The organism is Bacillus sp. AM1(2019) (assembly GCF_009906915.1).
GTDB lineage: Bacteria > Bacillota > Bacilli > Bacillales > Bacillaceae > Bacillus > Bacillus velezensis.
Genome location: NZ_CP047644.1, coordinates 3370488 through 3383920, shown reverse-complemented (window position 1 = coordinate 3383920; position 13433 = coordinate 3370488). Strand labels below are relative to the sequence as shown.

At 47.2% G+C, this 13433-nt stretch carries 16 protein-coding genes; 10 read left to right on the top strand and 6 right to left on the bottom strand.

Translation table 11 applies throughout. The annotated features are described in order from the left end of the window. Positions 1–5 precede the first annotated feature (5 nt). Positions 6–752, bottom strand: a complete 747-nt coding sequence (locus GNE05_RS16780; RefSeq protein ID WP_029973597.1) for an acetoacetate decarboxylase — start codon at positions 750–752, stop codon at positions 6–8. 122 nt (positions 753–874) lie between these two features. Here GNE05_RS16780 and GNE05_RS16775 point away from each other — a divergent pair, with 122 nt between their 5' ends. Beyond that, positions 875–1762, top strand: a complete 888-nt coding sequence (locus tag GNE05_RS16775) for a LysR family transcriptional regulator (protein WP_160183004.1) — start codon at positions 875–877, stop codon at positions 1760–1762. Positions 1763–1888: 126 nt separating this feature from the next. On the opposite strand, the gene GNE05_RS16770 is transcribed toward GNE05_RS16775, so the two are convergent. The 4 genes from GNE05_RS16770 to GNE05_RS16755 form a co-directional block, all read right to left on the bottom strand. After that, the gene (locus GNE05_RS16770; protein WP_007410079.1) at positions 1889–3484 is read right to left on the bottom strand and encodes an MDR family MFS transporter; all 1596 of its coding nucleotides are present in this window, start codon (positions 3482–3484) and stop codon (positions 1889–1891) included. A gap of 20 nt (positions 3485–3504) precedes the next feature. Beyond that, positions 3505–3966 carry a MarR family winged helix-turn-helix transcriptional regulator gene (locus GNE05_RS16765; RefSeq protein WP_003151828.1) on the bottom strand — a complete coding sequence of 154 codons (462 nt, stop codon included), beginning with the start codon at positions 3964–3966 and terminating at the stop codon, positions 3505–3507. A gap of 138 nt (positions 3967–4104) precedes the next feature. Then, a complete protein-coding gene (locus GNE05_RS16760) occupies positions 4105–4437 on the bottom strand; it encodes a spore coat protein (RefSeq protein WP_014418831.1) in 333 nt (110 codons plus the stop codon). A gap of 11 nt (positions 4438–4448) precedes the next feature. Further along, positions 4449–4706: a hypothetical protein gene (locus GNE05_RS16755; protein WP_015418171.1), complete on the bottom strand. Its 258-nt coding sequence runs from the start codon at positions 4704–4706 to the stop codon at positions 4449–4451. A gap of 89 nt (positions 4707–4795) precedes the next feature. Here GNE05_RS16755 and GNE05_RS16750 point away from each other — a divergent pair, with 89 nt between their 5' ends. After that, a complete protein-coding gene (locus tag GNE05_RS16750; protein WP_021494006.1) occupies positions 4796–5704 on the top strand; it encodes a proline dehydrogenase family protein in 909 nt (302 codons plus the stop codon). Between the two features lie 29 nt (positions 5705–5733). Here the strand turns inward: GNE05_RS16750 and GNE05_RS16745 are convergent, their stop codons facing one another. Beyond that, entirely contained in the window at positions 5734–5874 is a 141-nt protein-coding gene (locus GNE05_RS16745; protein ID WP_003151836.1) for a YuzL family protein, read from the bottom strand. 190 nt (positions 5875–6064) lie between these two features. Here GNE05_RS16745 and GNE05_RS16740 point away from each other — a divergent pair, with 190 nt between their 5' ends. From GNE05_RS16740 to GNE05_RS16705, 8 genes are all read left to right on the top strand, one after another. Continuing rightward, the gene (locus tag GNE05_RS16740; RefSeq protein ID WP_014418828.1) at positions 6065–8434 is read left to right on the top strand and encodes a 3-hydroxyacyl-CoA dehydrogenase/enoyl-CoA hydratase family protein; all 2370 of its coding nucleotides are present in this window, start codon (positions 6065–6067) and stop codon (positions 8432–8434) included. Positions 8435–8444: 10 nt separating this feature from the next. Continuing rightward, on the top strand, positions 8445–9620 hold the full coding sequence (locus tag GNE05_RS16735; protein WP_003151841.1) for an acetyl-CoA C-acetyltransferase: 1176 nt from the start codon (positions 8445–8447) through the stop codon (positions 9618–9620). 19 nt (positions 9621–9639) lie between these two features. Beyond that, on the top strand, positions 9640–11424 hold the full coding sequence (locus GNE05_RS16730; RefSeq protein WP_007613612.1) for an acyl-CoA dehydrogenase family protein: 1785 nt from the start codon (positions 9640–9642) through the stop codon (positions 11422–11424). A gap of 113 nt (positions 11425–11537) precedes the next feature. Beyond that, positions 11538–11894, top strand: a complete 357-nt coding sequence (locus GNE05_RS16725) for an arsenate reductase family protein (protein WP_003151843.1) — start codon at positions 11538–11540, stop codon at positions 11892–11894. Positions 11895–11953: 59 nt separating this feature from the next. After that, positions 11954–12337 carry a glycine cleavage system protein GcvH gene (gene gcvH / locus GNE05_RS16720; protein WP_014418827.1) on the top strand — a complete coding sequence of 128 codons (384 nt, stop codon included), beginning with the start codon at positions 11954–11956 and terminating at the stop codon, positions 12335–12337. Between the two features lie 54 nt (positions 12338–12391). Then, on the top strand, positions 12392–12628 hold the full coding sequence (locus GNE05_RS16715) for a YusG family protein (RefSeq protein WP_003151845.1): 237 nt from the start codon (positions 12392–12394) through the stop codon (positions 12626–12628). 69 nt (positions 12629–12697) lie between these two features. Then, complete coding sequence (locus tag GNE05_RS16710; protein WP_007410083.1) at positions 12698–13063, top strand: toprim domain-containing protein; 366 nt, start codon at positions 12698–12700, stop codon at positions 13061–13063. 2 nt (positions 13064–13065) lie between these two features. Further along, the gene (locus tag GNE05_RS16705; RefSeq protein WP_003151847.1) at positions 13066–13386 is read left to right on the top strand and encodes a thioredoxin family protein; all 321 of its coding nucleotides are present in this window, start codon (positions 13066–13068) and stop codon (positions 13384–13386) included. Positions 13387–13433 lie beyond the last annotated feature (47 nt).

Below are 13433 nucleotides of genomic sequence, written 5' to 3'. Positions count from 1 at the left end.
TCTCCTTATTTTTCCTCTAAGTAGTTATAAACCGGCTGTGCTGCATTTAAGGTTAAATCCGTAATAATATGAGATGCTGAAACAACTTCTAGTACAGGCAAATCTGCAAGCGGTGCCAGAGCATGTTCAAATAATTGAAGCCGCGCCGGTCCAGTCCAGGCACCTTTAACTTCTATATTCGTTATTTGCGTTCGCACCAAATCACAAACCCTTAAATCACCATTGTAATCAGTAGCAATCTTCACCATAAAATTAGGTCGGCAAATTTCCCTTTTCGCTTTTTCCTTGTCCATTTCGAAATGTTTATATCCCATAGTCGCAGCTGCCACACGAAGACTGCCATAATCTAATGTGCCAACAAGAGTATCAGAGTCTATATACAGCTTAGGGGCACCCAATTTCTTTGGATATGCAGTAAGTTCCCGTCCGCTTGCAATAGCCGGGAAATTGTCTACATACATAGAATGAACATAATCTCCTTCTTCACCATTAAAGCTGACAGGGATGATTTGTCCCGCCTCTGTATAGGCACCAAGTCCGGAAACATCGGGCATCCACATCACTTCGAATTTCACTAAAGGTTCAGTAATTTCAAGAGGTTCCGGCACTGCCGCACGTAAAGCTTTTTCATCCGTTCGGTAAATAATATTAAGATATTCCCGGTTAACAAATTTATAGGTTGGCACGGGGTAAGCAGGTGATGTTAAAGGTGTGTTTAAATTTTTCACAATGTTATTCACATCAATTTTCATAGTAGGAGACCCCTTTCCTTTTCTTTAACTATGCTATTATCTTACATCCGCATTTACATTTAATCCAATACATAATAAGGTATATATATATTTATTGAAATAAATGAGGGGGGTGCAGACAGATGGAATTGCTGCAGCTAAAATACTTTCAGACAGTTGCCTATACTGAACATATTTCTAAAGCAGCAGAACAATTAAAGATTGCCCAGCCTTCTTTAAGTCTCACTATAAAAAGACTTGAGAATGAACTGGGAACAACCTTGTTTGAGAGAAAAGGCAGAAATATTAAGCTGAGTTCAGCAGGGGAAATTCTTTTAAAACATGTAAACAGGATTTTTACTGAGATTGAAAATGCACAAACGGAAATTCAATTGGAGGAACATCAAATTTCTGACACCATCAGAATATCTATTTCCAATCCAAGATTCCTTGCAGGACTGATGAGTGAATATATCAACCGCTCCCCTCAATCAAAAATTCTCCAAGCAATCGGAGTTAAAAGCGAGATCATAACAAGTTTAAAAAAAGGGGACATTGATTTAGGAATAACAGGTCATCCGATTCAAGATGAAGAGATAGAGAGTTGTGTGCTGGTAAATGAAGATATTGTTCTGGCTTTGCCCTCAAACCACCGATTTACGGGTAAAACAGAAATTTCTTTACGTCTTGCCGCCGATGAACCATTTATTACCCTTGCTAATAATGAAGAGTACAGCGGTTTTACAGCCTCGCTTTGTGAGAAAGCCGGTTTCACCCCAAATATTGCATTTGAGGCGGATTCTCATTTACTGGTCGAGATTATAAAGCTGGATCAAGGTGTGGCGTTGCTTCCTATTTCAGTTTGCAGAACATTGGGGCTGAATTTTATAAAAGTGACTGATCACTCTGCTTCATATCCAGTCGGCTTATCTTGGTTAAGACATAAGCTGTTATCTTCTTCGGTAAGAAATTTTCGGGATTTTATTATGTCGTACTATAAAGATAACTATGAAATGTTTAAAGTTTATTAAAGGATTTCATTATTATTTTTTTGAATTTTTCCCCCAATTCCAATGAGGCGGAAGACTGGTCATTCGGAAACGGAGAGGCCCAGATGATATAAAAAAATCCCGCGGCATCCGCGGGATTTTTCTTTGTTAAACGGCTTTCGCCTTTTCTTCTTGTTTGCCTGTCTTTTTGTTTGTCAGTTTAATTGATTTAACAAACAGCGTGAGGATCAATCCGGCAGCGATAAAGGCCAGGCCTGTGAAAAACACGCTGTGAAGCGAATCCATCAGTGACGTTTTCAAAACCGGCACGATATGGGAAGAAAATGCGGCCGGGATCTGCTTAATCGATTCCTGGCTGAACAAGGATTGAAGCAGCCCTTCAGGATTCTTGTCAATCATACCTTTAAACTGGGCGGCAAAGGCACTTGCCTGTTTCGGGAGTGAGTCTAAGTAAGGCACCAGTCTGTCGGTTAAAAGGCTTCCTGATCTGGCATTCATGACAGCGCCGAGCACCGTAATGCCGAACGTTCCCCCGATCATCCGGAAAAATTGGCTTGAAGAGGTCACAACACCCAGCTCTTCTTTTGAAAACGTTTCTTGCAGAGCGAGTGTGAGAAGCGGCATGACGAGCCCCATTCCCAGACCGATCACGGCCATATAGCACGTCGCCGCGAGCTTGCTTGTATCCAGCTGCAATGTCGTTAATAAGAAGAAGCCGACGGCCATGATCAGCATGCCGATCATGATTTGCGGTTTAATACCGATCTTATAAACCAGCTGGCCTCCGATAATACTTGTGATAATCATAGATACCATCATCGGCGTCATAATCGTGCCGGACGCGGTGGCGCTGACTCCGATAATTCCCTGCATAAAGAAAGGAACGAACGTAACGGCGCCGAACATGCCGATACTCATGAAAAAGCCGATCAGATTCAGTACGGTAAACGTTCTGTTTTTAAACAGGTACATCGGCAGAATCGGCTCTTTTGCTTTGATTTCAGCGAAAATGAATCCGACAATCCCGGCAAGCGCAAGCGCAAAGAGACCGAGAATCTGCCAAGAGCCCCATGCGTAATCCTTTCCTCCGAAGCTGAGCGCGAGGAGGAGGCTGACGATTCCGACGATCATTGTGAAAATGCCGGCGATGTCAAAGTTAATCGGCCCAGTCTGTTTTCTGCCTTGAAGTCCTCTTGCGATAAAGATCACGGCTAAAATTCCGACAGGCAGGTTGATATAGAAAACCCATTTCCAATTTAATGAGTCAACAATCCAGCCCCCGATTTGCGGGCCGATCACGGAAGCAAGCCCGTAAATCGCCCCGAAAAGCCCTTGGAACTTGGCACGCTGTTTTCCTGTGAACAAATCCCCGATGACGATCATAGCCATCGGCATCATGACACCGCCGCCGATTCCCTGAAGTCCGCGGAAAATAATCAGTTCCGTCATGTTGCTGGCCATTCCGCACAGTGCGGAAGCTCCCATAAAAATCAATAAACCTGACACATAGACGACGCGGCGTCCCAATAAATCTGCAAGTTTCCCCGCAATCGGAACGATCGTCGTCGAAGTTAAAAGATATGCCGTGGTCAGCCACGTCATCATGCTTAATCCCCCGAGGTCACCCACGATTTTAGGAATCGCCGTTCCTACGATGGTGCCGTCAAGGGCTGAGAAAAACATGGCGATGATTAAGCCGGTTATCAATAATGTGCGTTTTGGATCTTTCTTTTCAATGCTCATGTTTCGGCAGCTCCTCTATTCTATTCGTTTTCTTTTTGATCAGCCGCGTATTTCTCGGCGGCTTCCGCTACTTTGCGGATGATGTTCACGGACTGAATCAGTTCATCGTCAGTCAGAACGGACAGGTTTCGCGCCAGTATCGCTTTCCGTCCTTCCACAACATCTTCGAATTTTGTTTCGCCTTTTTTGGTGAGGCTGATGTCGATGACGCGTCTGTCCTGCTGGTTATGTTTGCGGACGATAAGTCCTTTTTGCTCGAGGCGGTCGGCCATCAGCGTCACTGCGCTCGGTTTTACCTCCATGCGTTCCGCAATTTCGGAAACTTTGCAGCTCCCGTGTTTTTTCAGGCTGGCTAAAACAAATAATTGGGCAGGCGTCACCTCGTGTTTTGCCATGCTTTCCACCATTTCAGGCTGTATGTTTTGCAGCAGCGTCTGAAGAGATTTCTGGATGTCAGACACATATTGATCCGCGTTTTTCATAACTCCTCCTCATCTTGTTCCTTGAGAAAATAATTAACATTAGTTAAATATAAATAAGGATTAATGATAAGTCAATCTTTTTGTGCAAAAATAAAAAAAGGATTGATGCTTGTCGAAAACATCAAATCCTTCTTCGTTTTACTGCTGATAGGGAGACTGCTGCTGAATGGTCTGCCGGAACTTCTCATACGATTGCTGAAGCTTTTGGGTATCGGCTGCTTCAATGGAATACCAGCCATTTTGAAACATCACATCGTATAATCTTCTTTGCGCTTTTTGTGACTCATCGAAAATCGCCTGAATATCTTGATAAAGAGACTCGTGGCTGAACTCGTGCAGGGCTGTGCAATATGAAGACGTGATGTATTTTTCCGTCGTCAGCAGCTCATTCACCAAGTCTCTGTCATTCATTTGCGCCGTATTGGGCACGGGCGTTTGCGGATTCGTGATTTTTTGATTTTGCTGTTCCATGTATTGTCCTCCTATTGCATATAGCCTGTTGTTGTCTGTCCGCCTTGATCGGGGTTCAAGCGGCCCAATATGTGCTGATAATGCTTCTGATGCATCCGGCCGATCTGATCAAGCTCTTGTTTTAACGTCTGATTCTGGCAATGTTCCGCCATAAAATGCGCTTTTTTCATGGCAAGCAGATTCCAGTTCAGCATGTCCTCAAGATACAAATGGTCTTTCGTTGAGATGACGGCAGGCGGCAAGTTTCCGTGCTGCTCTTGGTTGTTCATATAAACGCCTCCTTCAATTCTGTTCTTTTTAGCTTTCTCTGCGATCAGGATTTCATACACGAATAAAAGAAAAAGGAGGGAGTTCATCCTTGCTGCGGAACATATGTTTATTTTTGTCGAAAAATAAAATGCTTACAAAATTCGCCCAGGCTTACGGAATCCGCTTCGGCGCGGGAAGGTTCGTTGCAGGGGAAACACTCACAGAAGCTGTGAAAACGGTAAAGCGGCTGAACCAAAAAGGGCTGTCGGCTTCGATTGATTATCTAGGTGAATATGCGGGTTCAGAGAAGGATGCGAAAAGGACGGCGGAAGAATGTAAAAAAGCAATCAGGGCGATTGCCGAGAATCAACTGGATTGTGAGCTGTCTCTGAAATTAACATCCATCGGTCTGGATATTTCCGAGAAGCTCGCGGAACAGCATGTCAGAGACATATTGACGGAGGCAAAAGAACGCTGCGTGCCTGTAACGATTGATATGGAGGACTATTCAAGATGCGGCCGTACACTCGAGCTGTATAAGCGGTGCAAGCCGGATTTCCCGATGCTCGGCACCGTCATTCAGGCTTATTTGTACCGGGCAGCTGAAGACATCAGCGGTCTGATGCCATACAAGCCGCGGCTCAGGCTTGTAAAAGGCGCTTATAAAGAATCGGCGGCCGTTGCATTCCCTGATAAAAAAGCAACCGATCTTCATTTTCAGCAGCTGATTAAGCTGCAGCTTTTGAGCGGCCATGAAACGGCGGTGGCGACTCATGACGATGACATCATTTCTTATACGAAAACACTCATAAGCGAACATCAAATTCCCCGGGAGCAGTTTGAATTCCAAATGCTGTACGGCATCAGAACGGAGCGCCAGAAGGAGCTTGCCGAAGAAGGATACAGGATGAGGGTGTATGTCCCGTACGGAACCGATTGGTACGGGTACCTGATGAGAAGAATCGCCGAGCGCCCGGCAAACGCGGCGTTTGTGCTGAAAGGGATCTTCAAAAAATAACGGCTGCTCCAAAAAGCAGCCGCAGCATGTTATTCCATGTTGTCTTTTTTATATTGCTGATTTTGGCTCGTCCGTTTGCCGCCGCCGTATTTTTGCTTCGGTCCCGCATTTCCTTTCATGCTGGCCGCGCTCACTGCGGCAGAAGACGGATCTTTTCTCCCTCGCACCATTCCCTTCACCTCCGGGTTTAAGTTTCCCGCCCGCGCCATGGAACATGCGGAAGCCGAAAAATTTAAAAAAATTCCATATTTGCTATTGAAGTCATCCTGAAAATCTTTTAAGATGAAAGAAGAAAAGGGTTTCATTTTTTTTGCCGAAAAAATGAATGACTATTCATTCAAAGTTCAAGGGGGATGACTCATGCACAAGTTTATAAAGAAAGCAGCCGTTCTCGGATCAGGCGTCATGGGGTCCGGAATTGCCGCGCACTTGGCTAACATCGGAATTCCCGTCCTGCTGCTTGATATTGTGCCAAACGAGCTGACAAAGGATGAGATGAAAAAAGGGCTGACATTAGAAAGCCCGGAGGTCCGCAGCAGGCTGAGCCGATCGGCCATGCAAAAGCTGCTGAAGCAAAAACCGGCGCCGCTGACTTCGGCTGCCAATCTCGACTATATAACTGCGGGGAATTTGGAAGATGACGCAGCTCAATTAAAGGATGCTGATTGGATTATTGAAGTCGTCGTCGAAAATCTTGACGTAAAAAAACAGATTTTCTCACTCGTTGATGAATACCGGAAACCGGGAAGCATCGTGTCGAGCAATACGTCCGGTATCTCCGTCACAAAAATGGCGGAAGGCCGATCTGCCGATTTTAAAGCCCATTTCTTAGGAACCCATTTCTTTAATCCGGCCCGCTACTTAAAGCTTCTGGAAATCATTCCGATTCAGGAAACAGATCCTGACGTGCTGGAGTTTATGACTTCATTTGCAGAAAACACGCTCGGGAAAGGTGTCGTCATCGCGAAAGACACGCCTAACTTTATCGCCAACCGCATCGGTACGTACGGCCTGCTGGTCACGGTAAGAGAAATGCTTTCTTCCGGCTGCCGCATCGGCGAGGTGGACACGGTGACCGGGCCTTTGATCGGCAGACCGAAAAGCGCGACCTTCAGAACCCTCGACGTTGTGGGGCTTGATACTTTCGCCCATGTGGCAAAAAATGTGTATGATAAAGCCGACGGCGCTGAAAAAGACATGTTTAAGCTGCCTGAATTTATGAATGACATGCTGAAAAACAATTGGCTGGGCAGCAAATCAGGCCAAGGTTTTTACAAAAAAGAAGGTAAAACAATATATGAACTCGATCCGCTGACCATGACATACGGTGAGCGCTCGAAAATGAAGACGCCCGCTTTAGAAGCCGCCAAACAGGCAAAGGGTGCCAAAGGCAAAATGAAAGCGCTTATATACTCCGATGACCGCGCCGGACGCCTGCTTTGGAATATTACATCGCAAACACTCTTATACTCAGCCCGGCTTTTAGGTGAGATCGCTGATGATATCAAAGCGATTGACGACGCCATGAAATGGGGCTTCGGATGGGAGCTCGGCCCGTTTGAGATGTGGGATGCCATCGGCGTCAGAAAATCAGCGGAGCGGCTCGAAGAAGAAGGCGCAGAAATCCCCGGCTGGGTGAAAGATATGCTTGATCAGGGCCATGAAACATTTTATATGAAGGAAAACGGAACACCATTTTACTATTCAGACGGCCAATACAGGGCTGTGAAAGAAAATCCGAAACGGATCAGCCTGCAAACGTTAAAAGAAACAAAAGGCGTTATCACTAAAAACAGCGGCGCAAGTCTGATTGATCTCGGCGATGATGTCGCGCTGCTGGAATTTCATACGAAAAGCAACGCGATCGGCTTAGACATTATTCAGATGATTGACAATGCGCTTGAGGAAACCGAGCGGAATTATAAAGGACTTGTCATCGGAAACCAAGGCAGACATTTCTGCGCGGGGGCAAACCTTGCGATGATTTTGATGGAAGCTCAGGATGATAACTTCATGGAAGTCGATTTTGTCATCCGCCGTTTTCAGCAGACGATGCTGAACATCAAATACAGCGCTAAACCCGTTGTCGCGGCGCCATTCGGGATGACACTCGGCGGCGGCACGGAAGTCTGTCTCCCGGCGGCACGCGTTCAGGCGGCGAGCGAATCGTATATGGGTCTTGTTGAAACCGGCGTCGGCCTTATTCCGGGCGGCGGAGGAAACAAAGAGCTGTACATGAATTATTTGAACGGCGGAAGTGAACTGATGGACGCGGCCATTAAAACCTTCGAAACAATCGCGCTTGCCAAAGTGTCCGGTTCGGCACACGAAGCCCGTGATATGCAGATTTTGTCCGCGGCAGACCGTGTCAGCATGAATCAGGATCACCTGCTGCACGATGCGAAACAGCTGGCTGCTTCCTTATATGACAGCGGATACCGCCCGCCTGCCCGCAAAAAAGTGAAAGTCACCGGAGAAACCGGCTGTGCGGCATTACTGCTCGGAGCAGACCAAATGAGACGGTCGGGTTATTTATCCGATCACGATATGAAGATTGCGAAGAAGCTGGCCCATGTCATTGCCGGCGGAAGAGTCCCGTTCGGCACGGAGGTTTCAGAAGAATATTTACTCGAGATTGAAAGAGAAGCCTTTTTAAGCCTCGCTGGCGAGGCGAAATCTCAAGCGAGAATGCAGCATATGCTCGTCAAAGGCAAACCTTTACGGAACTAGGAGGGTGTTTATGAGAGAAGCAGTCATTGTGGCCGGTGCGAGAACCCCGGTCGGTAAAGCGAAAAAAGGATCGCTTGCAGCCGTTCGTCCTGATGATTTAGGCGCGCTTTGTGTAAAAGAAACGCTGAAACGGGCAGGCGGCTATGAAGGAAATATCGATGACTTAATTATCGGATGCGCAACACCTGAAGCCGAACAAGGATTAAATATGGCGCGGAATATCGGTGCGCTGGCGGGGCTTCCTCATACGGTGCCGGCCATTACGGTGAACCGCTACTGCTCTTCCGGGCTCCAATCCATCGCTTACGGTGCTGAAAAAATCATGATCGGCGCGGGTGACACCGTCATTGCGGGCGGTGCGGAATCCATGTCGCAAGTTCCGATGATGGGGCATGTGACACGGCCGAATATCGCTTTGGCGGAGCATGCGCCTGAGTATTACATGAGCATGGGGCACACAGCGGAGCAGGTCGCCGAAACGTACGGCGTATCCAGAGAAGACCAAGATGCATTTGCCGTCCGCAGCCATCAGAATGCCGCAAAAGCCCTTAAAGAAGGCAAATTCAATGACGAAATCGTGCCGGTTGAAGTATCGCTGACAGAAGTCGGTGATGACCATAAGCCGCGGAAAAAACAATTTACCTTTTCACAAGATGAAGGCGTTCGTCCCGGCACATCGGCTGACGTCTTGGCGAAGCTCCGTCCGGCTTTTTCTAAAACGGGAACCGTGACGGCCGGGAACTCTTCACAAACAAGTGACGGCGCGGCGGCTGTCATGCTGATGGATCGCGAAAAAGCATCGTCGCTCGGGTTGGCGCCGCTTGTCAAATTCCGTTCCTTTGCCGTAGGCGGCGTTCCGCCTGAGGTAATGGGGATCGGTCCGATTGAAGCCATTCCGCGGGCGCTCAAGCTTGCCGGACTCGAATTACAGGATATCGGGCTTTTTGAATTGAATGAGGCCTTTGCTTCACAGGCCATTCAAGTCATCAGATCGCTTGGGATAGATGAAGAAAAGGTGAACGTCAACGGAGGCGCCATCGCGCTCGGACATCCGCTCGGATGCACGGGAACGAAGCTGACCCTGTCACTCATTCATGAAATGAAACGGAGAAACGAGCAATTCGGCGTGGTGACGATGTGCATCGGAGGCGGCATGGGCGCTGCCGGCGTATTTGAGCTCATTTAAAACAAGGGGGAAACGAAGCATGAAACAGGAAACGGTCAACGTCAAAAAAGGCGGCAGCTTTCTGATTGAAGAGACGGGATATGATCAAATATTCACTCCGGAGGACTTTACAGACGAACATAAAATGATCGGAAAAACGACAGAAGACTACGTCGTAAACGATGTGCTTCCTTATATTGATGAAATTGAAAATCATCAGTTCGAGCATTCGGTCAGACTGCTGAAAAAAGCCGGAGATCTCGGCCTCCTCGGAGCAGACGTGCCTGAAGAGTACGGCGGCATCGGCCTGGATAAAATCAGTTCAGCCTTCATTACGGAAAAGTTTTCACGTGCCGGCAGCTTTTCGCTGTCTTACGGCGCTCACGTCGGGATCGGCTCATTGCCGATCGTGTTCTTCGGAACGGAAGAACAGAAAAAAACCTATTTGCCGGACTTGGCTTCAGGACAAAGAATCGCGGCATACGCCTTAACTGAGCCCGGTTCAGGTTCAGATGCCCTCGGCGCGAAAACGACGGCTGTTTTGAATGAAGCGGGCACACACTATATTCTTAACGGAGAAAAGCAATGGATTACAAACTCCGCCTTTGCAGATGTCTTTGTCGTCTACGCTAAAGTGGACGGAGATAAGTTTTCCGCATTTATCGTAGAAAAGAACTATCCGGGCGTGTCAACGGGACCGGAAGAGAAAAAAATGGGGATTAAGGGTTCGTCGACAAGAACGCTGATTTTAGATCAGGCGGAAGTCCCGAAAGAAAACCTTCTAGGCGAAATCGGAAAAGGCCATGTCATCGCCTTTAATATCCTGAATATCGGGCGCTACAAGCTTGCCGTCGGCACAATCGGCGCTTCAAAACGGGTGATTGAGCTGTCCGCCGCTTATGCAAACCAGCGCCGGCAATTTAAAACGCCGATCTCAAGCTTCACGCTCACTCAGGAAAAGCTTGCGACGATGTCAGCGCGGCTTTACGCCATGGAGAGCTCTGTATACAGAACAGTGGGCTTATTCGAAGATAATATGAGCAGACTGACGGAAGAGGAGCAAAAAGACGGACGCGAAGTCGCGAAGTCAATCGCCGAGTACGCGATTGAATGCTCGCTCAACAAAATGTGCGGTTCTGAAACGCTTGATTACATTGCCGATGAAGGCGTTCAAATTCACGGCGGTTACGGATTTATGCAGGAATATGAAGTGGAGCGCGCTTATCGCGACTCAAGAATCAACAGAATTTTTGAAGGCACAAATGAAATCAACCGCCTGATCGTAACGAGCACGTTCCTGAAAAAAGCCGTAAAAGGTCAGCTGCCGCTCTTTGAAAAAGCAAAAGCGCTCCAAGAAGAACTCATGATGCTGATGCCTGAAGAGCCGGGCTCAGAACCTCTTGAACAGGAAAAATACATTGTCAGACAGGCGAAAAAGATCGCCCTCTTGACAGCGGGTCTCGCGGCGCAGAAATACGGCAAAGAGATCGAAGGCGAGCAGGAAATCATGGTGAACATTGCCGATATTGTCAGCGCGCTTTACGCTTTGGAATCTGCCGTCCTCAGAACGGAAAAAGCAATTGCGGCGGACGGTGCCGAAAAAGCCGCGCAGAAGCTGTTATATACGGAAATCTTTGCTCAGGAAGCCCTTCAGAACATTGAAGCGCACGCCAAAGAATCACTGATCGCCATGGAGGAAGGAGATTCCCTCCGCATGATGCTTTCCGTGCTGCGCAAACTGACGCGCCTGACGCCGAAAAACCTCATTCAGAAAAAACGTGAAGCGGCAGCCGCCGTCTTCCGTGAAGAAAAATATACGGTCTGATCACATGCTGAAAGCGCTCCTTCATCAGGGGCGCTTTTTCATGAAGCAACGTTATAGGTTTTTACAAGTGATTGTGTTAAAATAACGACGATCATTTACAAGGGGTGAAGAAGATGTCGTTAAATTTTTACTGGTACCCTAAATGCGGAACGTGCCGTAATGCGAAAAAATGGCTGGAAGACCGCGGTAAGGAAATAAACGAAATACATATCGCGGAGGAAACTCCGTCGAAAGAAGAAATTAAAGACCTCTATGAGAAGAGCGGTCTTGAGCTCAAAAAGTTTTTCAACACGAGCGGAATGAAATACCGCGAGCTGAACTTAAAGGAAAAACTGTACCATATGTCAGAGGACGAACAGCTTGAACTCCTGGCATCAGACGGTATGCTCCTGAAACGCCCGATTACGACAGACGGCGAAAAAGTCACTGTCGGCTTTAAAGAAGACCAATTCGAAAAATATTGGATGTAATGCCAGGTTCAAAGAATTATGGTATCTTCTTATTATAAGAAAAAAATGGAGGGATTTAGATGAGCACACCGAAAGAAATGCGTTATTCCAAAGAGCACGAATGGGTCAAAGTTGAGGACGGAAAAGCCCGTATCGGGATTACACATTTCGCGCAAGCCGAACTTGGCGACATCGTCTTTGTCGAGCTTCCGGAAGTCGGCGCCGAAATTAAAGCGGACGAGCCATTCGGCAGCGTGGAATCCGTCAAAACCGTATCCGAACTGTACGCACCGATTAACGGAACGGTGACGGAAGTGAACGAAGACCTTGATGACAGTCCTGAATTCGTAAACGAGTCTCCGTATGAAAAAGCGTGGATGATCGTCGTGGAACCGGCTGATGCTGAAGAAATCGAAAACCTCATGACTTCCGAGCAATATGACGAAATGACACAGGAAGACTGATCGGATAGCAAAGGGGCCATTTGGACATTCTATCTGTAACGGGAGGTGTCTAAAATGGCTTTTGATAAACAAAAGGTCGATGTGACGGAGAACGTTACGGGCCGCTTTCAAAACGGCCGGTTTTCCTTGTTTCATGAAAATGAAGCCATCGGCGAGATGACAGGCATGGACCAGTACGAGCTCAAACAGGGCTTTTCATTTGAAAATCAAAAATTTTATAAAACAGCCGATGTCATAAACGGCAGCGATCCGAAATATGTCGATTGCGATTATGAGAATGGCTGGTGTTAACAGTTGGCGGTGAATTTCACTGCCTTCTTTTTCAATCTGACGCTAAAACAATCGGCAGGTGACGCGCTTATGTACAACGGAGATGAAAAGGTCATTATCGTAGAAGGAAAATCTGATAAAATCAAAGTCAGGGAAGTGCTCATCGAACCCGCGGAAATCGTCTGTACAAACGGGACGATCGGCCAAACCGAACTGGAAGATTTGGCGGACCGCCTGTTTGACAGAGACGTCTATATTTTAACGGACGCAGATGACTCCGGAGAAAAACTAAGAAAACAGCTGAAACGGGAGCTTCCCGAAGCGCGCCATATTTATATAGACAGAACATACAGGCAAGTCGAGTCGTGCCCGGGCCATCATCTCGCATCTGTGCTGATCAGAGCCGGCTTTGATGCTGACACTGTATTTTTGAAAAAGAACGACCTGAGGTGGTAATCTTGAAAGAACTCCAAGAAAATGAACTCGAATCGATTCAGGATGACGTTTATCTCCTGTATTTGTATACCCCGTTTTGCGGCACATGCCAGCTGGCGTCCAAAATGCTTACTGTCGTCGAAGAAATGCTGCCCGGCGCCGCCTTCTATAAAAACAACGTGAATTATTCCCCCGCATTCGCCAAAGCCTATCAGATTGAAAGCGTTCCGTGCTTTTTGCTGTTTAAAGGCGGAGAGCTTGTTGAGAAAGGATACGCCTTCCGCTCCGTTTCCTATTTATATGAGCTGATTAAACAAAAAACATCGCAAACGTTCCCGATGTGACAATATTTACAGGAAAATGTCGTGCGGTTTATAAAGGGTTCTGTCCG